Origin of the sequence: Pseudoalteromonas sp. CO325X, assembly GCF_004208955.1 — a bacterium.
GTDB classification, from domain to species: domain Bacteria; phylum Pseudomonadota; class Gammaproteobacteria; order Enterobacterales; family Alteromonadaceae; genus Pseudoalteromonas; species Pseudoalteromonas ruthenica.
On record NZ_SGPG01000026.1, the window covers coordinates 16,829 to 41,837 of the forward strand.

The following is a 25,009-nucleotide window of genomic DNA, read 5'->3' on the forward strand; positions in this document are numbered from 1 at the left end:
AGTCTATTTACAACTTTTTTACCATAAAAAAAGCCTGCTAAGCAGGCTTTGAGAACACACATGATATAACTAAGTGGTAGTTATGCGGTTTACACGCTGTAGTACATTTCAAATTCTACAGGGTGTGTAGTCATGTTGAGCTTTTCTACTTCAGCTGATTTCAAGCCGATGTATGCATCAATAAGGTCGTCAGTGAATACGCCGCCTTGCGTCAAGAATTCACGATCCGCATCAAGTGAATCAAGAGCTTCTTGCAATGACGCTGCCACTGTTGGAATCTCTGCTGCCTCTTCTGCAGGTAAGTCATATAGATCTTTATCCATGGCGTCGCCAGGGTGGATCTTGTTCTTAATGCCGTCAAGACCCGCCATTAGCATCGCTGAGAAGGCAAGGTATGGGTTCGCCGTAGGGTCAGGGAAGCGTACCTCAATACGGCGAGCTTTCTCTGATGGAACCACAGGGATACGAATAGACGCTGAGCGGTTACGTGCTGAATAAGCAAGCATAACAGGTGCTTCGAAACCCGGAACAAGGCGCTTGTATGAGTTTGTCGAAGCGTTGGCAAAGGCGTTAATAGCTTTGGCGTGCTTGATGATACCACCAATGTAGTAAAGCGCTTCTTCTGATAGGCCACCATACTTGTCGCCTGCAAAGATGTTTTTACCATCTTTACCTAGAGATTGGTGACAATGCATGCCTGAACCGTTGTCGCCAACCACAGGCTTAGGCATGAAAGTAGCGGTTTTACCATATAGATGCGCCATGTTGTGAATAACATACTTCATCTCTTGAATTTCGTCCGCTTTCAAAACCATGGTGTTAAAGCGGGTGGCGATTTCGTTTTGGCCAGCTGTTGCTACTTCGTGGTGATGAGCTTCAACGACTTGGCCGAGTTCTTCAAGCACCATGCAAGTGGCACTACGCCAATCTTGTGATGAGTCCACTGGAGCAACAGGGAAGTAACCACCTTTGACGCCAGGACGGTGACCGGTGTTACCGCCTTCGTAATCTTTATCTGAGTTCCAGCATGCTTCTTCAGCGTCGATTTTATACATTGACCCAGACATATCTGTTTTGTACTTAACATCGTCAAAAAGGAAGAATTCTGGTTCAGGGCCAAACAGAATCGTATCGGCAATACCTGTTGAGCGCATATATTCTTCAGCACGCTTAGCCACAGAGCGAGGGTCGCGCTCATAGCCTTGAAGAGTTGAAGGTTCAACAACGTCACAACGTACGATAAGTGTGGTTTCTTCGGCGAACGGATCAAGCTTAGCGCTTTCAGCATCTGGCATCAGCACCATGTCTGACTCGTTAATGCCTTTCCAGCCTGCAATTGAAGAGCCGTCAAACATTTTACCGTCTTCAAAGAAATCTTCATCAGCCTGGTGATGAGGAATAGAGACATGCTGCTCTTTACCTTTGGTGTCGGTGAAACGAAGGTCAACGAATTTTACGTCGTGCTCTTTAATAAAATCTAATACCGATTGTGACATGTGTCCTCCAACTATGGATTATTATTTGCTGCAATTTACTGCATTTGTGCATGGGTAAGCTTAAACCATGCCAAAAGTATAAGTATCTGTTTAGTAGGGGGTTACTTTCTATTTGGTAATCTCAAACTTATTTTTTGCACCAATAGGGTGCGAACTTGCTACATTGTAGTGCAAATTTTTCAGGCTGCATTGTCATGTATCAAGGGATGACTCAAATAAGGCAGTGAGCGCACTAAAAAACACTGATAACACAGTCTCGGTGTCATTTTTATGTCAAGCGACTAGGCTATGTTAGGCACGGAAGTAAATTAATTAGCTGGATAAACTTTCATCTAGTGGCGTTATAAGGGATAATACGCGACCTTTTAAACTCGACACAGGTGGCCCGCGCCGCTGGGTGTGGATCATTTAGGAAATATGGGGTTAGCCTCTAAGTAAATATATGAGCATCGAAAAGTTAAGAAATATCGCGATTATCGCACACGTTGACCATGGTAAAACGACTTTGGTTGATAAATTGCTTGAGCAATCGGGCACACTACAAACCCGTGGTGGCAACGAAGAGCGAGTGATGGACTCGAACGATCTTGAAAAAGAACGTGGTATTACCATCCTAGCTAAAAACACGGCAATCAACTGGAAAGACTACCATATCAATATCGTCGATACCCCTGGGCACGCCGACTTTGGTGGCGAGGTAGAGCGCGTACTTTCGATGGCTGACTCCGTACTATTACTTGTTGACGCACAAGAAGGGCCAATGCCGCAGACGCGCTTTGTAACGCAAAAAGCGTTCGCGCAAGGGCTGAAGCCAATCGTTGTTATTAACAAGGTTGATAAGCCGGGTGCACGCCCTGATTGGGTTATGGACCAAGTATTTGACTTGTTCGATAACTTAGGTGCAACCGACGAACAGTTAGACTTTAAAGTTATTTATGCATCAGCGATTAATGGTTGGGCAACGCTCGACTTAGATGAGCCTTCTGACAACATGGAACCAATGTTTGAAGCCATTGTTAAAGAAGTTGAAGCACCAGATGCGGATCCTGAGGGGCCGCTACAGATGCAAATTTCACAGCTTGACTACAACTCGTACGTTGGCGTTATCGGCGTAGGCCGTATTAAGCGTGGTACTGTGAAAGTAAATCAGCAGGTTACTATTGTCGGTGCTGATGGCAGTAAACGTAACGGCAAAGTGGGCCAAGTGCTTACTTACCTAGGTCTTGACCGTCATGATGCGACAGAGGCAACTGCCGGCGACATCATCGCGGTGAGTGGCCTGGGCGAGTTGAAAATCTCTGATACCATCTGTGATGTCAACACGGTTGAAGCGTTACCAGCACTGAGTGTTGATGAGCCTACTGTTACCATGACGTTCTCTGTAAACACCTCACCTTTTGCTGGCCAAGAAGGTAAATACGTCACCTCACGTAATATCCTTGAACGTTTGCAAGCCGAGCTAGTTCACAATGTGGCGTTACGCGTAGAAGAGACCGATAACCCTGATAGCTTCCGTGTATCAGGCCGTGGTGAATTACACTTGGGCGTACTTATCGAAAACATGCGTCGTGAAGGCTATGAACTTGCCGTGTCTCGTCCAGAAGTTATTTTGCGTGAAGTTGATGGTGAAATCCAAGAACCTTACGAAACAGTGACTATCGACTGTGAAGACGAGCACCAAGGCTCTATCATGGAGCAACTGGGTTTACGTAAAGCAGAAATGACTGATATGTCTCCAGATGGTAAAGGCCGTATTCGTATGGACTTTATGATCCCAAGCCGTGGCTTAATTGGCTTCCAGACTGATTTCATGACGTTAACCTCAGGTTCTGGTTTGATGTACCACACGTTTGATCATTACGGCCCACACAAAGGCGGTAAGATCGGCCAACGTATGAACGGTGTATTGATAGCGAATGCCCAAGGTAAGGCGCTGACTAACGCGCTATTTAACCTGCAAGAGCGTGGTAAGCTATTTATCGGCCATGGTGTTGAAGTCTACGAAGGTATGGTTATTGGTATTCACAGCCGTGACAATGACCTTACGGTTAATGCCCTAAAAGGTAAACAGTTAACCAACGTGCGTGCTTCAGGTACTGATGAAGCGCAAACACTTGTGCCACCTATCAAGATGACCCTTGAGCAAGCGCTTGAGTTCATTGATGATGATGAGCTGGTAGAAGTGACTCCGGAAAGCATCCGTATCCGTAAGAAATTATTGACTGAGAGCGAGCGTAAGCGCGCATCTCGTGAGTCAAAGAAGAGCTAATTAGCCCTTAATTTGAAAAACCCGCACTGTGTTGCGGGTTTTTTTATGCCTAAAGCAAATGCTCTGGGTGTTGTTACCTGTGCGAAATCGTTGGAATAAAGTCTTGCTCATTTCACACTTTTCCTAGATAGGCAAGAACATTTAGTGCTGGATATGCGGTGAACACATGGCGATGGCCAAGGGGCATGGCCATTCACCATGACTATTGAAAAGTTAGATAGTGGGGTGGGACAGTTTACTGTAGTACAACAAGTAGAACATGCCCGCCATCAAGCGGGCAGTGGGTTATCAAAGAGAGTTAGCTTTGATTCATTTGCTCAATAAAGCGGTTAGAGTCTTCGATTGAACGATTCATATCATCAATAAGTACTTGAATGTCGCGCTTAAGATTCGTGAATTCACCTTTTATCGCGGCGATTGCTTGCGCGTTGAGGTTGTGCTTAAGGTAGAGCACGTTGTCTTGTAAAGACTCTAACACGGGTTGCATCTTCGCCTCGCTGGCACGCATAGAGCGTAGGAGCTGCTCAAATTGGCGTTCCGTGGCACGCAATTTTTTACTGCTTTCGCGTTTCAGAGCGGCGCTTTGGTACTCTTCTAGTTCATCGGCCCATTCGTCAAATAGAGCCTCTGCCACATCTTCTACTTTATCAATGTTAGTTGAGACCTCATCAGCCGCCGCTAGGCTTGACTCATAGTCATCATTGAGCTGCTCGTACGCGTCTTGTAAATCACCGCCATCGAAATTAATTAACGTACTTAAACGCTCCAATGCTGACTGAAATTCCTGCTGTGAATCCTGCTGTGACTCTTTCGTTTCCTCAACACGATCAACAAGGATATCTCGTTTATGTACGCCGACAGATTCCATTGCCGAATAGTAAGCTGACTGACACGCTGTGAGCGTCATAAATGCAGTAGCTAGCGCGATTTTTTTAATCATTTTCAACCCTTGTATGGATACTTGATACTGTAAATTATGTGGTCGATTGCTATGATAAGCAAAAGGTTTTTCATATTTTAGGTAACTCATGCAGTTCAACGGTGAGAAAATCAAAGCGCAACTCTCCATCTGGGTAAAAGCACAGCCGCGCTGGTGGCGGTATTTTTTTACTCGGTGTATGGAAGATCAAATCACTGTTAACGCAGGCTATCTAGCCTATGTAACCCTGCTTTCCTTAGTGCCTTTAATTGCTGTAGGTGTGGCCATTTTCTCGGCTTTCCCTGGCTTTGAAGATACCCGTATTGCTATCGAAAGCTTTATTTTTAATAACATGGTGCCCACCTCAACGGATGTAATTAAAGAGCATATCGGCGCATTTACAGGAAATGCGAATAAAATGACCGCCGTGGGGGTCTCTTTCTTGGCTGTTGTGGCGTTATTTTTAATACGTAATATCGATCTCACCTTAAACCGGATTTGGCGTATCAAAAAGAAACGCCCTGCGGTTATTTCTTTCGCTATTTATTGGATGGTGCTGAGTTTAGGGCCAGTATTGCTTGGGTTAAGTATTGGTGCCACGTCTTACATTGTGTCTTTGGTGTCTTTTGCTGATGGTGGCATTCCTGGTTTTAGTGGTTTTGTTTTAAAGTCGCTTCCTTACGTTATTTCTACTGTTGGCTTTGTGATGCTCTATACTCTAGTACCAAATACACGAGTTCCATTTAGAGCAGCGGTTCCCGGGGCTATTTTTGCAGCACTGTTATTTGAGCTGACAAAAAAGGGGTTTGCTATGTACATCAGTCATTTCCCCTCATATGAAGTGATTTATGGGGCGCTAGCGACAGTACCTATCTTATTTGTGTGGGTGTATCTGTCGTGGGCTGTGGTACTACTCGGTGCAGAGTTCACTGTGTGTATCAGTGTGAGCAAGCCTCCTATCGATGATATTGTCGCCGAGGAGAAACGCGCACTTAAGGAGTAACAATGGCATTGAGCTACCCCGTTAGTGCGCCACGGAAAACCCACCATGTCTTGGTCGGACAAGGGCACCAACTAGAAATTGAGGAACATGGCAGCGGGGATGGCTTGCCGGTGATTATCTGTCACGGGGGGCCTGGTGGAGGGCTCAGTCGCTTTGAGTGCGCACACTTTAATCCCGAGCACTACCGAATTTTACTTTTCAGTCAACGAGGGTGTGGTAATTCCACCCCTCATAGTTGCGAGCATAATACCCTCGAACATTTGATTGGCGACCTCGAGTGCATTCGCCGTCATTTGGGAATTGGCCGCTGGGTTGTGTGTGGTGAGTCTTTCGGGGCTACTCTAGCGATGGTGTATGCTTTGCGACACCGTGAGCACGTAAGCGCCTTGATGCTTTGGGCCAGCTTTTTTGCTAGCCAACAGGATTACGACTGGTGTCTGGGGAAAAGTGGCGCCGGAGCACAATTTTACCCTGAATATTATCGCCAATTTAACCCACAAAACCAGCCAACGTCAGCATTGATCGAAGGTTTCCATCAGCAACTTTTTAGTGATAGCGAGCCCACGCAGCTCAAAGCCGCCAAAGCATGGGTAGCCTGGGAGGAAACCTTATGTTGCGGCACGGCACCAAGTATTAAACTGCTAGAACCCGCTGCTCTTATCAACCGAGCACAGCTACAGCTGCACTACTTCAAGCACCAGTTTTTTCTACGTGACGATATGCTCATGGACCATGCCAAGGAGTTCGCAGGCCTGCCAGTATGGATGGTTCACGGGCGCCACGACTTGGTGTGTTCATACGCGCGAGCCCAAGCATTTGCCACGGCCGCACAAGCACATTTAGATATTTTTGAAGGCCTTGGTCACAGCTTGGCTGATGAGGTATATTGCCAAGCTCAATGTCGGGCAACCGACCATATGTATTTGAAGTTAAAGAGGCAGCAGTGCAAGGATTAATACAGCGCGTTAGTCGCGCCGAAGTCACCGTTGAAGGGCATGTAGTAGGGAAAATAGACCAAGGGATTGTGCTGTTATTAGGCGTAGAAAAGGCCGATAGCGAACAACAGGTCGACAAACTACTCCATAAAGTGAGTAACTATCGTATTTTTACCGATGAGCAAGGTAAGATGAATTTAAGCCTAAAAGACATCGGTGGTGAGCTTTTGGTGGTGTCGCAGTTCACGCTTGCCGCCGATACTCGCAAAGGGATGCGTCCTAGCTTTTCCAGTGCGGCAACGCCACAACAAGCTAGACAGCTATATGACCTGTTTGTTGATAAAGCTAAAGCAGCAGGCATCACTGTGGCGACCGGACAATTTGCTGCAGATATGCAAGTATCATTAGTCAATGATGGCCCGGTGACGTTCAATTTAGCCGTTTAACGGGACAAAAACACTAAATGATTGGAGTAGCCCTTTACTTTAACCATATCGGGTGGCTTGCCAAAACAAGTGATCAACAAATGTTTAAGTTGCTGCAACTGTGACTCATGGTGGGCCAAGAAGTTGATAAAGAGGTGCCCATCATGGTTCAACGCAGCGCGTATTTTGTCATAAAACCGATGTTTGTAGAGGAACATCGGAGCATCGAGCTCACTGAATAAATCAATAATTATCCAGTCGTAACACCCAGGCTCACTCAGCACTTGCTCGGCATCTGCACAGCGTAAAGTGGTGTCATGACGACCACCGAAGTAGCGTTTATAGCAATGAATAATATCGGGGTTTTGCTCTACGGAAATAAGCTCGGTATCAGGGTAGCTGTGGTGTAAATAGTTGCGTATCGCCCCTCCACCTAGCCCTAATTCCAGAACTCTGTCCGGGGTGGGCAAGGTGTGCCAATACTGAGCAAAAATTTGTAGGTGCGGAAAAAGTAGGTGATTAGGGCGACTGCGCTCAATAATGGATTGCAGTGTTTGGTTTATCAGCAACCAGCGAAACTGTTTATGTTGGCGTACCTGAATACTTGTGCAGCCGAATTTGTGCCAATACAAAAGTTGGCCGATATTTGCACAATCAGCAACAAAGTGCTCGGAGACGGCTCCGCTATGTTCGATTACTGTTTCCATAACAACAGCATAGACACCTTGTGACATTTTACCTAATTGTGCACTAAATTTTACGGTGCGAGAAACCGCAGTGCTTTGGTCTTATTTTATCCCGTTGGTAAATCTTGTAAGGTGAGGCATCACTTTTTATCTGGAGTTGGCATGTTCGAAGTAACTATTCCGCAAAGTAGCGATGATTGGCAGGCCTATTATCATTTACGTTGGCAAGTTTTGCGTGCACCTTGGGAGCAGCCTAGAGGCAGCGAGCAGGATGATTTAGAACAAGAGTCAGAGCATCGGTTTATTAAGAATAAGGACGGTGAGGTGATCGCCGTGGCACGTTTGCACTTTAATAACTCGCAACAAGCCCAAGTCCGTTATATGGCTGTGGATGACGCTCACCGAGGCCAACATCTGGGTAGCCGGCTATTACATGAGCTGGAGAAAATAGCTTGGAATCAGGATGCGAGTGAATTGGTTTTGTTTGCTCGCGAGCGAGCTTTGAAGTTTTATCAACGCCATGGCTACGAGCTTAAAGAAAAAGCGCATCTTGCCTTTGGTGATGTGCAGCATTGGAAAATGGTAAAGCAACGCCCTAGCGAGCCAGGTTGGTTTCGTCATCCAGACTGGACTCAGGTCTTGCAAGACACTTGGCGCGAATCGATTCCTATCAGCGATAAGATGGGAATAAAAGTAGAAACGTACACTGACTGGCAGTTTAGTGTCAGTGCTGATCTGGATGCGAATGTTAATGTGCACAACACCATGTTTGCTGGCTCTGTTTATTCTATGGCAACGCTAGCAGGGTGGGGGGCAACTTATTTGGCACTTCAAGAGTCGCAACTTATGGGGGACATTGTGCTTGCTGATGCGCAGATAAAGTACCTTAAACCTATCACCAAAGAGCCTAGAGCCCAGGTTGATTTAACCCAGTGTGAGGGGAATGTTGGCGATTTAACAACCCAAGGGAAAGCACGTTATCAGGTGCCAGTACACATTTATGATGGCGACATATTGGTTGGGGAATTTACCGGTCGCTTTGTTATCGTTAAAAGTGAGTAAGATTAAAAAAGCCCCTGACGGGGCTTTCTTTTATACTACAGAAGGTCGGTGAGTAGAATACCGACACCAAAGCGCTCGGTATCTTGGTTGTAGTCAATCAAGCTTTCACCATAACCATTAAAGTACTGAGCATAGCCACGAAGACGGCCCCATACAGGGAAAGACCAATCTAATTGAATGGCACCGCGATTATCCGAGTTTAAGTTGTTGCGCAACATAAAGCTAAACTCATGCTCTTCGAAACGGCGTACGCCTTTAAGCTCAAAGTAACCCATGTATTTATAAATATCTGGATTGTCATCACCATCGGCGACCATAGGATCTTCTTTTTCATCTTCTGGGATGCGGTACCACGGCTTAAAGCTAAATACATAGCCGTCTTTTTCCCAGATAAAGTCGACGTATAAGCGGTTCCAGGAACGCGAGTAAGGTTGGCTGCGGCCGTTGGACTGATGCACAGCACCCACAGCAATGGCCATTTCGTCGCCCCAAAGCACGTTTTCAGGGTCTAGATAATTAATCCAAAAAATTTCTGGCTCATAATTGGTTTCTCTAAATGGCGCAGAAATATCTTTGTTGTAATACTGCCAATAAGATTGCAAGGTAAAGCCGAAATAGACGGCTTGGTCCTCGTCACTGAAGTTGTCATAAAGCGGTACTTTTAGCGACAGCTGATACTTAATCTCAACATTATCTAAGTTTTCGCCGGTATTGGTGTCGCCTAAAGCACTGATATCCCCAAAGGGTTCTTCATTCGGGTGCTTCATGTAGGTCACGGGCAAAATATAGTTGCGCTTGTGCGGCGTGATCACGTTGCGGTTTTTCTCCGTCACCTCTTCACGAGCCTTGCGCTTATCAATGGCTGTAAGCTGTTTGCTTTCTTCTAAATCAGAGCATTTTTTACGCAGCTCATCCAAGGTTTGTTTCCCATCACCGGCTATCGCTTCATTAAGAATGCACTGTTTGACAATACTGAGCTCATTGTCTTGTTCGTTATTTGCATTTGTTGCAGGCTCATCCGCCCACGCATGGCCGCTCAGGGTCAAGGCCAATAAAGTGTATCGCCAATTCATAAAAATCCGTGTGCTGAATAAAAGGGACAGAAGATGAAATCAATAGTACACGTTTTTAGCAACAAGCGGGTGAATTTAAGCTGAAAAAGTGGGCGACTAAGTCGCCCACTGGCAGTGAGTAAACTCACTGACTCTCACGCAATGGTTTACAACTCGAAGGTGTTGGTAAAGAATTTATAGAGTTCGGTGCCCTGATTTACACTCGCAGAGGCAAAATGAAGAATGGCAATCGCATCGCTGTCAGCACACAAAGTGTGCAGCGGCGTTTCACTTAAATATCGCTCCATTCGCAATATGTTGGCGATAGGAGTTCCCGCTGCAATCGGCTCCCCCAGTGGGGCTAAATATTCCACCATCCCCCCCATCGGGGCATAATAGGTTTTATAATCGCTGAGCATACAACCATAGCGCGTCATTTCTTTTGGGTAGAAGGGTGCGTCGTGCAACACGCCTTGGTAGTTAAGATAAGTTAAAATATTGTCGGCATCGTTTTTGGCGGCACTGAGGTCGATACGCTCTTGTGAGCCAAGCTCAACGGTAAATGCTTCCACAGGCACTTCAAAAGCATAGTCCAATGCATTGAGCTGAGCCTTAAGTTGCCACCAAGGGCAAAACGCCGCTTCATCTAGGGCACCGTCGAACTCATTGGGTATCAGTAAAACGTTAGCGATATTAAAATACTTAGCGCTAGCACGGGCATATTCAGGACAATACAAATGCTGAGTAGATATCGGTCCGGTGTGTAAATCTAAAACAATATCGGCCTGATGTGCGAGCTGCTGAAGTTGCAAAGCGATGCGCTTACCCGTTGACAGCGTGTGCGCAGGGGCCTCAAGTAGAGCGTCGATACTCGCAATTAGCGCGTGCTGAAATGTATCGCGAATTTCGCCGCTAGACAGGTGCGCGCATTGCTCGGCCATTGTCGCTGGCAACTGGCTATCGTAATGATACATACGATTCCAGTTAACACCGGTAATTGGGTCAAAGCGACCCAGCGTGAACTCGCCTGATTTTTGGTTGCAACCAATGGGGTTCGCATAGGGGACTAGGGTGATGTCACCGTTAAGCTTTAGGGTCTGTAACTGCTCCAATAGTTGGTAAATGACGGCATTACCTTGCACCTCTGCGCCATGCATATTGGCCTGAATATACACGTTTTTACCTGTGCCATTACCTTTTAACCGGTAAACTGGAATGGTTAACGGCAGGCCATTGGCCACCTCACCCACATAAATGTTTTCTTGACTGACAGGGTGCATACTTACCTCAGATAATAACTGGCCGGTTGTGGCTCACGAACCACGCGCAAAGCGCCGTGTTCAAACACGTATTCACCAGCCAATGAGTGGCACAGAAAAAACGGCATACTCTCGGTGAAGCCATAGGCTCCGGCCTGCATAAACACGAGCCAATCATGTTCATCAATATCCTCAGGCAGCGAGTGTTGTCCTAGGCTATCCAGCGCCGTACACAAAGGCCCATGGATACGATAGTTTACCTGTTCGGCTTTACTTCGGCGTAATAACTGCGCAGGGAAGTTTTGCCCTGCTACAGCGGGGCGTAAAAGATGGTTAATACCACCTGCGACGATCAGTTGGCGCTCGCCATAATTTATTTTTTGTTCAATCACGGGGTCTAAATAGTAACCACATTGTGCGACGGCGTAACGGCCCAACTCCATCCACAACTCTCTTACTCCGCTTTGGCGCTTAATATCGCGCAGTGCGCCGAGCACATCCTGCCAATTTAGCGGGCTGCTTTCGCTGTCATAAGGAACGCCTAAACCGCCACCTAAATCCAGTACTTGCATGGCAAAACCAAGGCGTTCACAGAGTGCTTGTAATGGCGCTAACATGCTTTGCCATAGGTGAAGCAACTGGGCCGCATCAAGCATGTTGCCCCACTGGAAAATATGCAGGCCAATGCAATTCAGCGCAGGGTAGTCGGCTAAGTAGAGCTCTTGCCACTGCTCTGGCGCTAAGCCAAACGGAGTCAGGGTATTGCCACCGAGCGGATTGCGCTCACCCTCTGGCCAGCGCAACTGCACTCTGAGCAGCACATCCACTTCAATCCCCTGGTTATATGCCAGTTCATTAAGCCAGCGAACTTGATTGATACTCTCCAACACAAAGGTACGCACCCCAGCGTCTAAAAATTCGCCTAACTGCTGGCGCGATTTTGCCGGCCCAGTGTTGAGGATACGTTGTGCACCAACATGTTGTGAAAGCACCTGGTTGAGCTCGCCACTGCTGGCGACATCAAAGTCAAAGCCAGCGGCTGCCAGAGTATCGATAACCGCAGATAAAGGATTCGCTTTTACCGCATACCATAACTTCACCACATCTTGCGCCATCAGCTCATCAAGGTGCTTACGCAGACTGTCAAGATCGTAAACAAAGCAAGGTTCCTGGCGCTCCTGAGTGAGCGTATCAAAAGCGTTTAACAATGCGCCAGAGACAGGCATTAGCGTAATACCTCTTCTAACTCCAGCGATGCATCGCTGTGCTGATCGCGATACTTTACAATAAGCGCACAGCTCATACTGAGCCCTTGTTCGCGTCCCCAAGCGCTAGAGCTTGGGCGGGAGCCAGGTATAACAATGGCATTGGCCGGAATCGCTTCGCCCTTATCGAGTTGTCGCTCGTTAACGCAGTCATATACTGGGATAGTGGCGCTTAAACGTACACCAGGGGCGAGTACCGCACCTTGGCGGACCACCACCCCTTCGACAATGACACAGCCCGCGCCGATAAAGGCATCATCTTCAATCACCACAGGGTTAGCGCCAATTGGCTCGAGCACGCCACCTAATTGCACGGCGGCGCTAAGGTGAACGTTTTTGCCCACTTGCGCACATGACCCTACCAAGGCATGACTGTCGACCATAGTTCCACTGTCGATGAAGGCACCAATATTGACATATGCAGGTGGCATGATGATGGTGCCAGGGGCAACGTAAGCGCCTCGACGCACAGCACTACCGCCAGGCACCATGCGAATATTATCTTGGGCGCTAAAACCGCGAGGAGCTAGATTATGCTTATCAACAAAGCCGCCCGCAAACTCGGTGTTATTACCATTTTTGAAGGCTTCGAGAATGCCTTTTTTTACGTCCACATTGGCGTGCCATTGGCCGTGTTCGTCTTGTGTTGCGGCGCGTACGTGGCCGCTTTCGAGGTCATTTAGTAAGTCTAACCAACTCATAACTGAGGTACCTTGTTAACTAATTTTATCAATGTGCCCACGCAACAATGCGTTCATGGGCATTAAGAAGTGGTTGTGTGTCATTAAGCTCAAGGTGGCTTAATGGGGGTCGTAACATCGGGCTGTTGAGGCGTTCAAGAGCATGCAAAAGGCACTTAACGGGCACTGGATTGGCTGCACTGAACAGCGCATCAATTGCACTGCGCCAGGTTACAAAGGCATTGATGCTTTGCCCTTGAAGGCATTGTTGTACCAGGTGCTGTGTCTGCTGTGGCCAGACGTTGGCTGCCACAGATACAAGGCCCGTTGCACCGGCCTGAGCAAAATAAGGCATCAGCGCGTCGTCGCCACTGAAAATCGCTAACTCAGGCGCGGCTTCGCGGTAAGCCTCAAATTGTGCAATATCACCGCTGGCTTCTTTAAGTGCCCAGCACAGAGGGTGCTGCTGTAGCTGTGCTAAGACTGTGGGGGGAATACTGACTGCAGCGCGTCCGGGCACGTTGTACAACATGCACGGCTTTTTGCTGGCATCCAGCAGTGCCGAGTACCAATGTAGCTGCCCTTGAATACCCGGTTTAGCATATAGGGGCGCTCCCAGAAGGTAGGCGTCTATGGGGTGTTGGTTACAAAAACTAAGCCATTGTAGTTGTTGGCTAAGGTTAAAACCGCCCACGCCAACCATCAGTGGCACACGCAAGGTGAGCGCCGTAACGTGACGAACCACGGCTTGTTGCTCATCTATACTGAGAGCCAGAGCTTCACCAGTAGAGCCAAGAATAAGAATGCCGTTTCCCGCTTGCTCTTGCTCGCGCACAAGTAGAGTTAAGGTATTGAAGTCAATACTGCCGTCAGCATGCATCGGAGTGATCAATGCTGTCCAGACAATGGTATCTGCTAAAGAATGAGTTGTAGTCATCTCTCACGAACTTAGTGCGAGTTCGATTGAATTAGGAAGGGGTTGCCCGCCTCGCATCGAACTGGTTAAATTCGAAGAGCGAATGGGCTTAAAACACAGAGCCAAATGGGCCCAGCGTTACTAAGACCAGAAGCTCTCCACCAAAAACATAGCGCTAAGCGCTAATGGTGACAGTCGCTGGGATTCAACCCATGCGCCCGAGACAGTAAGTAGCAAACTTTACAGGTCTCTCGGCGTACATTCCCCTCGTTATGGTGCTTTGGAGTTTGCTCTCCTTCCCATAACTACCTGAATGACGCTCCTCTTCTAGCCCTTGCGACCACAGCACATGCGGCCGACTCAATAAGGGTGCCTTTTTATTCAATCACTTTATGCTTAACGCTGTCAACGCCAAAGCGAGAACAAATTTTACAAAGGCTGATTTTGTGTCAGTATTAAGGAGTTATTGCAAAGGCCCCTCTTATGCAACGTCTTACCAAACACTTACAAAAACGTTATTTCTGGGCAGCCAGTATGCTTGTTGTTGTCATACTTAGCTCTACAGTGTATGTGATGAAAAGTATCGATATGCAGCGAAATGACGCAAAAGTGATAAATATTGCGGGTATGCAACGGATGCTTTCGCAGAAGATTGCATTACATAAATTGGCCGTCAATGACCGTGCTGTAAGATTTGAGCAGCAGCAACTCGCTCGTGCCACTATGCGCTTTTACAATAACCATGAGTTTTTATTAGGCTCACAGTTGGTGCAGCAAAGCCCTCAGGTGCTGGCGCTTTATCACCAGCAGGGCTTGGATGGTCGGGTGCGCCAGTATGTGCAGTTAGCGAGTCGCAGCGATGCACCTTTAAGTGCTTTTCAGGGTCAAAAACTACTGTCGTTATTGCAGGACTTAGATGCTGTTGTCACCGTTTTAGAGTCAGAATCTAAGCAAAAAATAGAACATTTACAGCTTGTTATTCCCCTTTTAACGCTGGCAGCCATTGCTACTATTTTATGTGAGTGGTGGCTCATCTTTAATCCTTTGACACGTCGAGTGTCAGCTATTTTTTATCGGCTTCGTTACCAACGGCGTCAAGCCGCGCATGCGCATCGGGTAAAATCTGACTTTTTAGCTAATATGAGTCATGAGCTAATGACGCCAATTACGGGGATTATTGGCCTATTGGACTCTCGTACTGCGGCTGGTCGCGAAGAACAGCAAACGGCATTGGGCTGCGCCCGACATTTGCAGGCGCTAGTGCAAGAAATGTTGGAATTACAGAAGCTTAAGTCGGGAGCGTTTACTACTTTAGTGACCGAGCAGTCATTAAAGCAAACCGTGAGTGCAATATTGGCGCCTTGGCAGCTTAAGTCTGAAACCCTGCAGCGATTGAGTGTCGAGGGTGAAGATAGCCTACCTGTTCAAGCACAAACTGATCATCTGCATTTAATCCAAGCAGTTAATCCAAGCAGTTAATCAGCTATTGAGCAACGCCTTTATACATACGCGCGCTGCGGTGCATGCGCAATTTGAATACCATGAACCAGCTGGGCTGCTGAGTGTTGTCGTTAAAGATAACGGCGATGGCATTGCCACTGCTGATATTGAGGCTGCTCAGCAGCATGCTTTGTATTACAACACCGAGCAGGTACAGCACTTTCAGGGCGCTAAATTAGGTCTCAGCCTCGTGTATGCGTTGGCTCAAGAGGTGGGTGGAAGCCTTACGATTTGTAGCACCACAACAGGCACTGAGGCCAAGCTAACTTGGCCCGTACTTACTATCGACAAAGCCCGGTTAGAGCCAAGCAGCCAGCATGGCGATATTCTGATTGTTGAAGATAACCCAATAAATCAGTTAGTGCTTGCTAAACAAGCTCAGCAAATAGGCTTTAACACCACCATTGTTGATGATGGTGAGCAAGCACTCGATAAATTACTAGAACATCACTATCAATGTGTATTAATGGATTTAAATATGCCAAACAAAGACGGCATAAGTACCATTATTGAGATTCGTGAGCGCTTAGCGCTCAGCGTGCCTATTTTTTTGGTGACTGCCAGTCAAGACGAGCATCGCATCGCGCAGAGTATCACTGTCGGCGCCAATGCCGTACTTAACAAGCCGGTCAACACTCAGCAGTTGAGCGCGTTGTTGAAAAAACACGTTACTGAGAGGGCTGCTTTTTCGTAACCGTGAAACCTTGTTCGCGCAGTAGGTTAACGAGCCCATTTTTTTCCGGCAAATGGAGCGCACCTACGGCGATAAACAGTGACTGCTGCTGCATTGGCTGGCTAAGTTGTGCGACCCAGTTTTGATTACGCTCAATAAGTAAAATATGCTCGTTAAGTTGGCCGAATTCAGAGTCATCAAAAGCATCGTGGTAGTACTGCCTCAGTATGTCTGTATCTCCCTGCTTCCACGCGCTGATCAATCGAGCAAAATAGTGGTCGAGGTCTTTGAGTTGGCGAAAAGTATCGTTGACCATTTCATCAGCGTAATTATCTAAGGCGCTGAACATTTCTAGTTGCTGCTCTAGCGACTCGAGCTCCATTATCGGCTTACCTATTGCGTTTGCCTTAGCTAACACTTGCTTGTCGATTCCGTTTTGCTCTGAATAGCCTGCATTTTGATACTCGATTTGCACCATAGTGAGTAAAACGGCCCAAGGCTTCAAGCCCGAGAACATGGCAATATTAATACTCTTTTGTGCAAAATAGTCACTGAGGCGTTGATAATTTTTACTACTCAGTTCAGTTTCTAGCGTGCGGCCGTTACGCAGCATCATTAGCGGCATGGAGCGTTGTTGAATTTGCATAGGTGAGAGCGCGCTAATATCTACTTCAACGACCACTTTATCACTGCGGCTAATTGCTTGCTCAACATAAGAGGGGAGGCCTTTCATTGCTTCATCACCAACATGCACAGTGCCAAACAAATAGGAAGTAACGCCATTTTTCTCCACTTGCCACAGTGCCGGAATGGTGTTTGCGAGGCAGAGCTGAGTGAAAAATGCAAAACAAATGTACAGCAGTGACCAGAAGGTTTTTTTCATAATGGTATCCAGAGGTAGTTGTTTTTAGCCAGTGTAACTGAGTTCGGTAATTTAGCCTATTGGCTGACCATTTTTACTAAAAATATTCAGCTGTTACAGCACACTATGTTAAATACGTTTTAATGTTGCAATGAAAAAGTTGGAATTATTTTTCTCTTAACTGGCTTTTGGGGTTTTTTTATGTGATTGACGTCTTGATTTTTAGTTGTTTCGCATTGTTTTTATGGTTGACTTAGAGGGGCTGCCAAGGTACTAATAGAAAAAGAGCGCAGAAATGCGGTAACAAACTTAAAAAAGCGAAGCGAAAAGTACATGTTGAATACGCAACTTAGCCTAGTCCTAGTGATTAACGTCGTGGTGATTATTATTACCACGGGGGCTTTGTAGTGCGTTAAAAAAGTAATTTCGCAAAGAAGCCCCCCGCACTGAAAAGTTCGGGGGGCTTCTTCGTTTATGGGCCAACACATTGAGGAATGAGGAAAAATGACTGGCGCAGAATTAGTGATCGACATATTAGCCAAAGAGGGCATAAACGAGGTATTTGGTTACCCTGGTGGGGCCATCATGCCCATTTACGATGCCCTTTATGAATCTCCAGTCACTCATTACTTAACTCGCCATGAGCAAGGAGCGGGCTTCGCCGCTGTGGGTTATGCACGCAGTAGTGGCAAACTGGGTGTGTGCATGGCCACTAGTGGCCCAGGGGCCACAAACCTGATCACCGCCCTTGCCGATGCCATGATGGACTCCGTGCCGTTATTAGCTATCACTGGGCAGGTACCCACAGCGGCAATCGGCTCGGATGCATTCCAAGAAGTTGACGTCTTGGGAATGTCTCTTTCATGCACTAAACACAGTTTTATGGTTGAGCGCAGTGAAGATTTAGCGCATACCCTGCAACAAGCCATCCACTTAGCTCAAAGTGGTCGTCCAGGCCCTGTGCTTGTTGATATCCCGAAAGATATTCAAATGAATGAGGCGCATTACCAGCCTTGGCTAGCCGAATCAGAGCCGACGTCGCAACCTTGCCAACAACAAGTTCAATTGGCTAATCAGCTGCTAAGCGAAGCTCAGCGGCCAGTGGCCTATATCGGTGGTGGGGTTCAAAGTGCTGGAGCCCAGCAACAGCTCATGCAGTTTCTATACAAGACCAATATGCCAGCGGTGCAAACACTTAAGGCGTTAGGTAGCGTCACACCTGATTATCCACTTAATTTGGGCATGTTAGGTATGCATGGCACTAAGGCCGCTAACTTGGCGGTACAAGAATGTGACCTGTTGTTGTGTATTGGTGCCCGTTTTGACGATCGCGTGACCGGCAACCTGACTAAGTTCGCGGCGAACGCGAAAGTTGTGCACCTTGATATCGATGCTGCTGAAGTAGGCAAGCGAAAGCCTACAGATGCATCGCTGGTGGCGGATTTAAAAATATCACTGCCGCAATTGCAATGTTTTGTCAGCGAGCCGCAGTGGTGTAACTATGTTGAGAAGCTAAACCAAGAGCATGCGTGGCGCTACGACTACCCCGGTGAAGCCGTGTATGCACCAGCTTTACTTAATCAACTGTCGCAGCAGCTAAGTGCCGATGCAGTGGTATGTTGTGACGTTGGTCAGCACCAAATGTGGGTCGCGCAGCACATGCAATTTAGCCACCCGAGCAACCACTTAAGTAGCGGCGGGGCCGGGACCATGGGGTTTGGTTTACCTGCTGCCATTGGCGCGAAAATCGCCCGTCCCGAAGATACCGTGGTGGTGGTCTCTGGTGATGGCTCCATCATGATGAATATTCAAGAGCTGGCCACCATCCGCCGTAATAATTTAGATATCAAAATTGTGGTTATTGATAACCAAAGGTTGGGTATGGTGCGCCAATGGCAGCAGCTTTTTTTCGCTGAACGCTACAGTGAAACAACCCTTTCTGACAATCCAGATTTTGTCGCCTTAGCGCGCGTTTTTGGCATCGCAGGGCGCTGCATCACTTCGCAGGAGCAAGTACAAGCTGCGCTTAGCGAGTTACACAGCAGTGACGGCCCGTATTTGCTGCATGTGTGTATTGATGATGCCGATAACGTCTGGCCATTGGTACCGCCAGGTGCCGCGAACGATCAAATGCTGACGCAAACAAACCAACAGGGGCAACCATGAAACATCGCTTAACTTTACATCTTGCCAATCAAACCGTCGCCGTTGAACGCTTTTTACGAGTTGCTCGCCACCGTGGTTTCAAGCTAACGGCGTTGGAATTAGCCAGCAGTGAAGAGCATTATGCTATCAATATGACTGTCGACAGCGACAAACCCATCTATCTTTTAACGCAACAACTGAATAAGCTGGTAGATGTGCAAAGCGTGACTTTGCAACAACGACAACAACAAGCGATTTAGCGCTGCGACCAGCAAGGCGCACAGCAACACGGATTTATAAGAAGGTATTAACACATGACACAAACATCCGAACTAATCTGGCACAACGGCGAGATGATCCCTTACCAGCAAGCCACCACGCACGTATTAAGCCATGCCTTACATTATGGTAGCTCGGTATTTGAGGGGATCCGTGCCTATGACACCGCTAATGGGCCGGCTATTTTTCGTTTAACTGACCATATGAAGCGGCTCTTTGATTCGGCAAAAATCTACCGCATGGAAATCCCGTTTTCACTGGAAGAGTTAAATCAGGCGTGTAAAGAAGCGGTGAAACAAAATGGCTTTAGCGATGCTTATCTGCGCCCGTTTGCCTTTTTAGGTCACGTTGGCTTGGGGTTAAACCCCAAATCACACCTAGCCGATGTCACCGTAGCGGCCATGGAGTGGGGCGCCTATCTCGGTGAGGACAGTCTCGCTCAAGGCGTTGATGTATGTATCTCTTCATGGAACCGCCTGGCGCCTAATACCATGCCCACGGCGGCAAAAGCGGGCGGCAACTATTTGTCTTCGCAGCTTATATCAGGTGAAGCCAAGCGTAACGGCTATGTTGAAGGCATCGCCTTAGACACCAATGGGTGTTTGAGTGAAGGAGCAGGCGAAAACCTCTTTGTGGTTAAAAATGGTGTGCTATACACGCCACCGACCACCGCCTGTATTTTACCTGGCCTGACCCGCGACACCATTATGACGCTTGCCAAAGAGCGCGGTTATGAAGTACGTGAAGAGTCAATTGCCCGTGAGGCATTGTACCTTGCCGACGAATTCTTTATGACCGGTACGGCCGCCGAGGTCGTTCCGGTGCGCAGTGTCGACCAAATTCAGGTCGGCGAAGGCCAGCGTGGCGCTATCACCGAAGAGCTGCAAACCGCCTATTTTGATTTGGTCAAAGGGCGCAGTGAAGACCCGCGCGGCTGGCTAGAGTACGTAAACGACTAACGACGAGGTGCCACTAGCACCACCATTTTGGGAATGAGGTAAGTCAAGGCAGCCACGGCTGCGCTTGCAAATATATAGAGGTAAACATGGCAAAACTGCGTAGCGCAACAACCACCGAAGGACGCAAAAGAGCAGGGGCTCGGGCGCTTTGGCGAGCGACCGGCATGAACGACAGCGATTTTAAAAAACCGATTATCGCGGTGGTTAATTCATACACTCAGTTCGTGCCGGGGCACGTGCATTTGAACCAGCTCAGCGAGCTAATGGCACACACCATTCGTGATGCCGGTGGGGTGCCACGTGAATTTAATACCATCGCCATTGATGACGGTATCGCCATGGGTCACGGCGGCATGCTGTATTCTCTGCCGTCACGAGACCTCATTGCCGATTCGGTGGAGTATATGGTTAATGCTCACTGTGCCGATGCCATGGTATGTATCTCTAACTGTGACAAAATCACCCCAGGGATGATGTTAGCCGCATTGCGATTAAATATTCCGGTGATCTTCGTCTCTGGCGGGCCGATGGAAGCGGGCAAAACTCGCCTTGCGGATATCGACATTAAATTAGATTTGGTTGATGCCATGGTCAAAGGCGCCGACCCTAGCGTCAGCGATGAAGACTCAGAACAAGTAGAGCGCTCTGCGTGTCCAACCTGTGGCTCGTGCTCGGGTATGTTTACTGCCAACTCGATGAATTGTTTATTGGAAGCCCTAGGCCTGGCCCTTCCAGGTAACGGCACCACCTTAGCAACGCATAAGGACCGGATGCAGCTTTATGTTGAAGCCGGTCAACGCATCGTTGATTTATGTCAGCGTTATTATGGCCAAGAAGACGACTCGGTGCTGCCGCGTAATATCGCCAATCAGGCTGCTTTTATGAACTCGATGACGTTGGATATCGCCATGGGCGGTTCATCCAATACGGTGCTGCATTTATTAGCCGCCGCCCAAGAGGCTGGGGTAGATTTCGATATGAATGACATTGATAGGCTCTCACGCAGCACCCCATTTTTATGTAAAGTCGCTCCTGCGACGCAGCAATACCATATTGAGGATGTGCATCGCGCTGGCGGGATTATGGCCATTCTCAACGAATTGGCGAAAGCGGATAAGCTGGATTTATCCGTCGGCCACGTCGGTGGGGCCAACCTTGGCGAGGTGATCGCTCGCTATGATGCCAGCAAAGAAGAGAACACGGCGGCGCGCACATTTTACCGTGCAGGTCCTGCTGGCATCCGCACCACCAAAGCCATGAGTCAGGATTACCGTTGGCAAGAGATGGACTTGGACCGTGAGCAGGGCTGTATTCGCAGTGTCGAACATGCCTTTCGCCAAGATGGTGGGCTGGCGGTGCTTTATGGCAACTTAGCTCCCAACGGCTGTATTGTGAAAAGCGCGGGGGTCAGTGATGACATGTTAGTGTTTAAAGGCACTGCTAGAGTATTTGAATCACAAGACGATGCAGTCGAAGGCATTTTAGGCGGCCAAGTACAAAAAGGCGATGTGGTGGTGATCCGCTACGAGGGTCCCAAGGGCGGCCCAGGCATGCAGGAAATGCTGTACCCGACTAGTTATCTAAAATCCATGGCTTTAGACAAGGACTGTGCGCTTATTACCGATGGCCGCTTTTCCGGTGGTACGTCGGGCTTTTCTGTGGGTCATGTTTCTCCTGAGGCTGCCAGTGGCGGTGCGATTGCTTTAGTCGAAGATGGGGATGAAGTGGTACTCGATATCCCCAATCGGGGTATCAATCTGAGTTTATCGCAGCAGCAGCTTGAGGCGCGGGCACAAAAACAGCAGCAACGTGGCAAAGATGCATATAAGCCGCTCAAGCGTAATCGTCCCGTAACAGCCGCACTCAAGGCGTATGCGCTATTGGCAACCAGTGCGGATAAAGGCGCTGTTCGCGACCTTGAAAAGCTTGAGGAGCTAAGCTGATGGCCGCCTCCGAGCTTGACTATTTTCGCGCTATTATCCAAGCCAATATGGAGCCTTTGGTTAAGTTTACTGAGGTCAGTGAACTGACTGCATTAGAGCAAAAACTAGGGTGCAAGGTGTGGCTTAAGCGTGAGGACCAACAACCCGTTTACTCCTTTAAGTTGCGGGGGGCTTATAACAAGTTAAGGCAGCTAGAAAAAGGCAGTAAGGTGATCACTGCGTCAGCCGGTAATCACGCGCAAGGAGTGGCGTTAAGTGCCACCGAGTTAGGGCATCAGGCCATTATCGTGATGCCCCTTACCACGCCGCAGATTAAGGTCAATGCAGTACGTGGCTTCGGCGGTGAGGTGATTTTACACGGCCATCACTTTGATGCCGCAAAAGCCCATGCCTTAAAACTGGCCGAGCAACTGCAGGCGGTATTTGTGCCGCCATTCGACGATCCCGATGTGATCATTGGCCAAGGCACGATTGCGCGTGAGTTAATGCAGCAGCTTCCGCAATTGGATGCGGTGTTTGTCCCGGTTGGTGGCGGCGGTTTGTTAGCCGGTATGGCGGTTTATATTAAATCACTGCGCCCAGACATCCGCATCATTGCTGTTGAAGCCGAGGAAAGCGCCTGTTTGCAAGCGGCTATGGCGGCTGGAAAACCTGTAGAGCTGGAGCGGGTGGGCAGTTTTGCCGATGGCGTTGCGGTGAAGACCATCGGCAGCGAAACCTTTCGTCTGGCGCAGCAGTTTTGCGATGAAGTCGTGACTGTCAGTGGTGATGAGATTTGCGCTGCGGTACAAGATATTTTCGTCAGCACGCGGGCAGTAGCGGAGCCCTCTGGCGCGCTGTCTTTGGCAGGGCTAAAAAAATGGGCGACAACACAGGCTCAGCAAGGTACTAATTTAGCGGCGGTGCTCTCCGGGGCGAACTTAAATTTTGATCGTCTTCGCCACATCGCCGAGAGAACAGCGCTCGGTGAGAAGAACGAGGCGTTATTGGCGGTGACCATTAAAGAGGAGAAAGGTAGCTTCAAGCGCTTTTGCCAATGTCTAGGCGGGCGTGCGATCACTGAGTTTAATTACCGTTATGCCGGCCCGGGTGAAGCACAAATCTTTGTTGGTATCGGGTTGCGTCAAGGTGTTAGTGAGCTTGAAGAACTACTCGGTGAGCTTGAATATCAAGGCTACCACTATGTTGATATGTCCGACAACGAGCTTGCTAAATTACATGTGCGTTATATGGTTGGCGGCAAGCCAACACAGCAGCTGCAAGAGCGGGTGTTGCGCTTTGAATTTCCCGAATACCCAGGTGCTCTAGCGCGGTTTCTCGATACTTTGGGGAGCAAATGGAATATTAGCTTATTCCACTATCGTAATCATGGGGCTGCGCTGGGTAATGTGTTGGCGGCATTTGAAGTACCCGGGCAAGATTACAATGCCTTTGATGAGCATTTGAAACGCCTTGGATATGGGTTTGTAGAAGAAACAGGTAATTTATGTTATCAGCAGTTTCTCGCACACAACGGCTGCGAAGAGGAGGGTAAAATTGCCCAACAAGCTGGTATTTAAGCCTAAGCTTTAATATAGTATTAGCAGCATTAGCACAAGGAAGTACAGTGAAGCAGCGCATGGAATGGAAAAGGGGCCTACTGAGTTTATTTTTGCTTTGTGGCCCTTTTTTAGTAATGGCCAGCCCTACGAAAGTGACCTTACAGTTAAAATGGCGACATCAATTTCAATTTGCAGGTTATTATGTTGCCAAAGAGCTGGGTTATTACCGTGACCTGGGCTTAGAGGTCGACATTGTCGAGGCTGTTGGTAACGACACTGACAGCGTGGCCAAGGTGCTCGATAATCATGCTCAGTTTGGTATCAGTCACTCCGGTTTGCTTAAGCATCGTCTGCGGGGCCAGCCTGTAGTCGCAATGGCCGCACTGATGCAATCCTCTCCCTATTGCTGGCTAGTAAAGAAACACTCACCAATATTCGCTCCGCAAGATTTCGATAGTAAGAAAATCAGCTCGCTTAGCGCCAGTGAGAATGCTGAGCTTATCACTATGCTTGCCAATGAAGGCATACAGCCAGAGATTGTTGATATTGGTGCTCAGGCGCCATTGGCTGCTTGGATTGAAGGGCGTCTCGATGCCATTCAGGTGTACATTACCAACGAGCCCTATACCTTGGCGCAGCAAGGTATTGATTACCGTCTCGTATGCCCAAAGCAACATGGCTTCAATGTATACGGTGACGTGTTGTTTACATCACAGACCTTCCTTGATGCTCAGCCTGAAGTGGTCGCGCGTTTTTATCAAGCGAGCATGCGGGGTTGGCGTTACGCGTTACTCAACCTACAGCACAGTATTGCCCTCACTAAGCGTCATTATGCCGTTGATAAAAGCCTACAAGAGCTGGCTTTTGAAGCAGACCAACTCAAACCTTTGATGATGCGAACGGGCAGTACGCTAGGTGCAATGTCTGATGCGCGGTGGCGACTGATTGCAGAGCTTTATGCACTGGATGATAAACTTATGCAGGAGTACTTTCGCGGTTTTATGTATCAGCCAATGCAACAAAGTGGTATGCGCTTGTCGTGGATGTTCATTCTGGCTATTGCCATCATCTTAGTTGCCGTTCCGACTTATGTTCGACTCGTGGTGCAAGCGCGAAAATCTAAATAGTATAGTAGCGAGA

22 protein-coding genes and 1 riboswitch are annotated in these 25,009 nt (G+C 48.1%); of the genes, 13 read left to right on the forward strand and 9 right to left on the reverse strand.

What is annotated here, in order from left to right; translation table 11 throughout:
* Positions 1–89: 89 nt before the first annotated feature.
* Complete coding sequence (gene glnA / locus EXT46_RS14140; protein WP_022946685.1) at positions 90–1,496, reverse strand: glutamate--ammonia ligase; 1,407 nt, start codon at positions 1,494–1,496, stop codon at positions 90–92.
* A 442-nt stretch (positions 1,497–1,938) separates the two neighbouring features.
* On the opposite strand from glnA, the gene typA reads away from it, so the two are divergent.
* Positions 1,939–3,765 carry a translational GTPase TypA gene (typA, locus tag EXT46_RS14145; RefSeq protein WP_022946684.1) on the forward strand — a complete coding sequence of 609 codons (1,827 nt, stop codon included), beginning with the start codon at positions 1,939–1,941 and terminating at the stop codon, positions 3,763–3,765.
* A 298-nt stretch (positions 3,766–4,063) separates the two neighbouring features.
* Here typA and EXT46_RS14150 read toward each other — a convergent pair whose 3' ends face one another.
* Positions 4,064–4,705 carry a DUF2959 domain-containing protein gene (locus EXT46_RS14150; RefSeq protein ID WP_026111368.1) on the reverse strand — a complete coding sequence of 214 codons (642 nt, stop codon included), beginning with the start codon at positions 4,703–4,705 and terminating at the stop codon, positions 4,064–4,066.
* 88 nt (positions 4,706–4,793) lie between these two features.
* Here EXT46_RS14150 and EXT46_RS14155 point away from each other — a divergent pair, with 88 nt between their 5' ends.
* The 3 genes from EXT46_RS14155 to dtd are packed head-to-tail and all read left to right on the forward strand — an operon-like array spanning position 4,794 to position 7,068.
* Positions 4,794–5,687: a virulence factor BrkB family protein gene (locus EXT46_RS14155; RefSeq protein WP_130148017.1), complete on the forward strand. Its 894-nt coding sequence runs from the start codon at positions 4,794–4,796 to the stop codon at positions 5,685–5,687.
* Positions 5,688–5,689: 2 nt separating this feature from the next.
* Complete coding sequence (locus EXT46_RS14160; protein ID WP_130148019.1) at positions 5,690–6,643, forward strand: alpha/beta fold hydrolase; 954 nt, start codon at positions 5,690–5,692, stop codon at positions 6,641–6,643.
* Positions 6,631–7,068, forward strand: coding sequence for a D-aminoacyl-tRNA deacylase (gene dtd / locus EXT46_RS14165; RefSeq protein ID WP_130148021.1), 438 nt, complete (start codon positions 6,631–6,633; stop codon positions 7,066–7,068). Before EXT46_RS14160 ends, dtd begins: the two co-directional genes overlap by 13 nt.
* Here dtd and EXT46_RS14170 read toward each other — a convergent pair.
* On the reverse strand, positions 7,065–7,754 hold the full coding sequence (locus EXT46_RS14170; RefSeq protein ID WP_053910221.1) for an SAM-dependent methyltransferase: 690 nt from the start codon (positions 7,752–7,754) through the stop codon (positions 7,065–7,067). The genes dtd and EXT46_RS14170 overlap by 4 nt on opposite strands.
* 141 nt (positions 7,755–7,895) lie before the next feature.
* Between EXT46_RS14170 and EXT46_RS14175 the strand changes: the two genes are divergently transcribed.
* Positions 7,896–8,795: a bifunctional GNAT family N-acetyltransferase/hotdog fold thioesterase gene (locus EXT46_RS14175; RefSeq protein WP_130148023.1), complete on the forward strand. Its 900-nt coding sequence runs from the start codon at positions 7,896–7,898 to the stop codon at positions 8,793–8,795.
* Positions 8,796–8,830: 35 nt separating this feature from the next.
* Here EXT46_RS14175 and EXT46_RS14180 read toward each other — a convergent pair whose 3' ends face one another.
* From EXT46_RS14180 to dapA, 5 genes are all read right to left on the reverse strand, one after another.
* Positions 8,831–9,868, reverse strand: a complete 1,038-nt coding sequence (locus EXT46_RS14180; protein ID WP_022946676.1) for a phospholipase A — start codon at positions 9,866–9,868, stop codon at positions 8,831–8,833.
* A gap of 146 nt (positions 9,869–10,014) precedes the next feature.
* Positions 10,015–11,127, reverse strand: coding sequence for a succinylglutamate desuccinylase/aspartoacylase family protein (locus tag EXT46_RS14185; RefSeq protein ID WP_130148025.1), 1,113 nt, complete (start codon positions 11,125–11,127; stop codon positions 10,015–10,017).
* A 2-nt stretch (positions 11,128–11,129) separates the two neighbouring features.
* Positions 11,130–12,332, reverse strand: a complete 1,203-nt coding sequence (locus EXT46_RS14190; RefSeq protein WP_130148027.1) for a PLP-dependent decarboxylase — start codon at positions 12,330–12,332, stop codon at positions 11,130–11,132.
* The gene (locus tag EXT46_RS14195) at positions 12,332–13,072 is read right to left on the reverse strand and encodes a 2,3,4,5-tetrahydropyridine-2,6-dicarboxylate N-succinyltransferase (RefSeq protein ID WP_130148029.1); all 741 of its coding nucleotides are present in this window, start codon (positions 13,070–13,072) and stop codon (positions 12,332–12,334) included. Before EXT46_RS14195 ends, EXT46_RS14190 begins: the two co-directional genes overlap by 1 nt.
* Before the next feature lie 28 nt (positions 13,073–13,100).
* Complete coding sequence (gene dapA / locus EXT46_RS14200) at positions 13,101–13,988, reverse strand: 4-hydroxy-tetrahydrodipicolinate synthase (protein WP_130148031.1); 888 nt, start codon at positions 13,986–13,988, stop codon at positions 13,101–13,103.
* Between the two features lie 122 nt (positions 13,989–14,110).
* A riboswitch (Lysine riboswitch) is annotated at positions 14,111–14,302 on the reverse strand.
* A 148-nt stretch (positions 14,303–14,450) separates the two neighbouring features.
* On the opposite strand from dapA, the gene EXT46_RS14205 reads away from it, so the two are divergent.
* Positions 14,451–15,446, forward strand: coding sequence for a histidine kinase dimerization/phospho-acceptor domain-containing protein (locus EXT46_RS14205; RefSeq protein ID WP_130148033.1), 996 nt, complete (start codon positions 14,451–14,453; stop codon positions 15,444–15,446).
* A 7-nt stretch (positions 15,447–15,453) separates the two neighbouring features.
* Positions 15,454–16,161, forward strand: coding sequence for a response regulator (locus EXT46_RS14210; RefSeq protein ID WP_130148035.1), 708 nt, complete (start codon positions 15,454–15,456; stop codon positions 16,159–16,161).
* Here EXT46_RS14210 and EXT46_RS14215 read toward each other — a convergent pair.
* On the reverse strand, positions 16,136–17,023 hold the full coding sequence (locus EXT46_RS14215) for a TraB/GumN family protein (protein ID WP_130148037.1): 888 nt from the start codon (positions 17,021–17,023) through the stop codon (positions 16,136–16,138). The genes EXT46_RS14210 and EXT46_RS14215 overlap by 26 nt on opposite strands.
* 483 nt (positions 17,024–17,506) lie before the next feature.
* Here EXT46_RS14215 and ilvG point away from each other — a divergent pair, with 483 nt between their 5' ends.
* The 6 genes from ilvG to EXT46_RS14245 all read left to right on the forward strand — a co-directional run bounded on the left by ilvG (position 17,507) and on the right by EXT46_RS14245 (position 24,996).
* The gene (gene ilvG, locus EXT46_RS14220; protein WP_130148039.1) at positions 17,507–19,168 is read left to right on the forward strand and encodes an acetolactate synthase 2 catalytic subunit; all 1,662 of its coding nucleotides are present in this window, start codon (positions 17,507–17,509) and stop codon (positions 19,166–19,168) included.
* Positions 19,165–19,407, forward strand: coding sequence for an acetolactate synthase 2 small subunit (ilvM, locus tag EXT46_RS14225; protein ID WP_130148041.1), 243 nt, complete (start codon positions 19,165–19,167; stop codon positions 19,405–19,407). Before ilvG ends, ilvM begins: the two co-directional genes overlap by 4 nt.
* Before the next feature lie 54 nt (positions 19,408–19,461).
* On the forward strand, positions 19,462–20,385 hold the full coding sequence (locus tag EXT46_RS14230) for a branched-chain amino acid transaminase (RefSeq protein WP_130148043.1): 924 nt from the start codon (positions 19,462–19,464) through the stop codon (positions 20,383–20,385).
* An 86-nt stretch (positions 20,386–20,471) separates the two neighbouring features.
* Complete coding sequence (gene ilvD, locus EXT46_RS14235) at positions 20,472–22,328, forward strand: dihydroxy-acid dehydratase (protein WP_130148045.1); 1,857 nt, start codon at positions 20,472–20,474, stop codon at positions 22,326–22,328.
* Entirely contained in the window at positions 22,328–23,887 is a 1,560-nt protein-coding gene (ilvA, locus tag EXT46_RS14240) for a threonine ammonia-lyase, biosynthetic (protein WP_130148047.1), read from the forward strand. Before ilvD ends, ilvA begins: the two co-directional genes overlap by 1 nt.
* A gap of 47 nt (positions 23,888–23,934) precedes the next feature.
* Positions 23,935–24,996, forward strand: a complete 1,062-nt coding sequence (locus EXT46_RS14245; protein WP_130148050.1) for an ABC transporter substrate-binding protein — start codon at positions 23,935–23,937, stop codon at positions 24,994–24,996.
* Positions 24,997–25,009 lie beyond the last annotated feature (13 nt).

Coding starts and splice junctions, on each gene's coding strand:
- EXT46_RS14155 (WP_130148017.1), top strand. CDS start 4,794: ATGCAGTTCAACGGTGAGAAAATCAAAGCGCAACTCTCCATCTGGGTA.
- EXT46_RS14215 (WP_130148037.1), bottom strand. CDS start 17,023: ATGAAAAAAACCTTCTGGTCACTGCTGTACATTTGTTTTGCATTTTTC.
- ilvD (WP_130148045.1), top strand. CDS start 20,472: ATGGCAAAACTGCGTAGCGCAACAACCACCGAAGGACGCAAAAGAGCA.
- EXT46_RS14190 (WP_130148027.1), bottom strand. CDS start 12,332: ATGCCTGTCTCTGGCGCATTGTTAAACGCTTTTGATACGCTCACTCAG.
- EXT46_RS14185 (WP_130148025.1), bottom strand. CDS start 11,127: ATGCACCCTGTCAGTCAAGAAAACATTTATGTGGGTGAGGTGGCCAAT.
- typA (WP_022946684.1), top strand. CDS start 1,939: ATGAGCATCGAAAAGTTAAGAAATATCGCGATTATCGCACACGTTGAC.
- EXT46_RS14170 (WP_053910221.1), bottom strand. CDS start 7,754: ATGGAAACAGTAATCGAACATAGCGGAGCCGTCTCCGAGCACTTTGTT.
- EXT46_RS14160 (WP_130148019.1), top strand. CDS start 5,690: ATGGCATTGAGCTACCCCGTTAGTGCGCCACGGAAAACCCACCATGTC.
- EXT46_RS14150 (WP_026111368.1), bottom strand. CDS start 4,705: ATGATTAAAAAAATCGCGCTAGCTACTGCATTTATGACGCTCACAGCG.
- ilvA (WP_130148047.1), top strand. CDS start 22,328: ATGGCCGCCTCCGAGCTTGACTATTTTCGCGCTATTATCCAAGCCAAT.
- ilvM (WP_130148041.1), top strand. CDS start 19,165: ATGAAACATCGCTTAACTTTACATCTTGCCAATCAAACCGTCGCCGTT.
- EXT46_RS14180 (WP_022946676.1), bottom strand. CDS start 9,868: ATGAATTGGCGATACACTTTATTGGCCTTGACCCTGAGCGGCCATGCG.
- EXT46_RS14195 (WP_130148029.1), bottom strand. CDS start 13,072: ATGAGTTGGTTAGACTTACTAAATGACCTCGAAAGCGGCCACGTACGC.
- EXT46_RS14230 (WP_130148043.1), top strand. CDS start 19,462: ATGACACAAACATCCGAACTAATCTGGCACAACGGCGAGATGATCCCT.
- dapA (WP_130148031.1), bottom strand. CDS start 13,988: ATGACTACAACTCATTCTTTAGCAGATACCATTGTCTGGACAGCATTG.
- EXT46_RS14175 (WP_130148023.1), top strand. CDS start 7,896: ATGTTCGAAGTAACTATTCCGCAAAGTAGCGATGATTGGCAGGCCTAT.
- ilvG (WP_130148039.1), top strand. CDS start 17,507: ATGACTGGCGCAGAATTAGTGATCGACATATTAGCCAAAGAGGGCATA.
- EXT46_RS14205 (WP_130148033.1), top strand. CDS start 14,451: ATGCAACGTCTTACCAAACACTTACAAAAACGTTATTTCTGGGCAGCC.
- glnA (WP_022946685.1), bottom strand. CDS start 1,496: ATGTCACAATCGGTATTAGATTTTATTAAAGAGCACGACGTAAAATTC.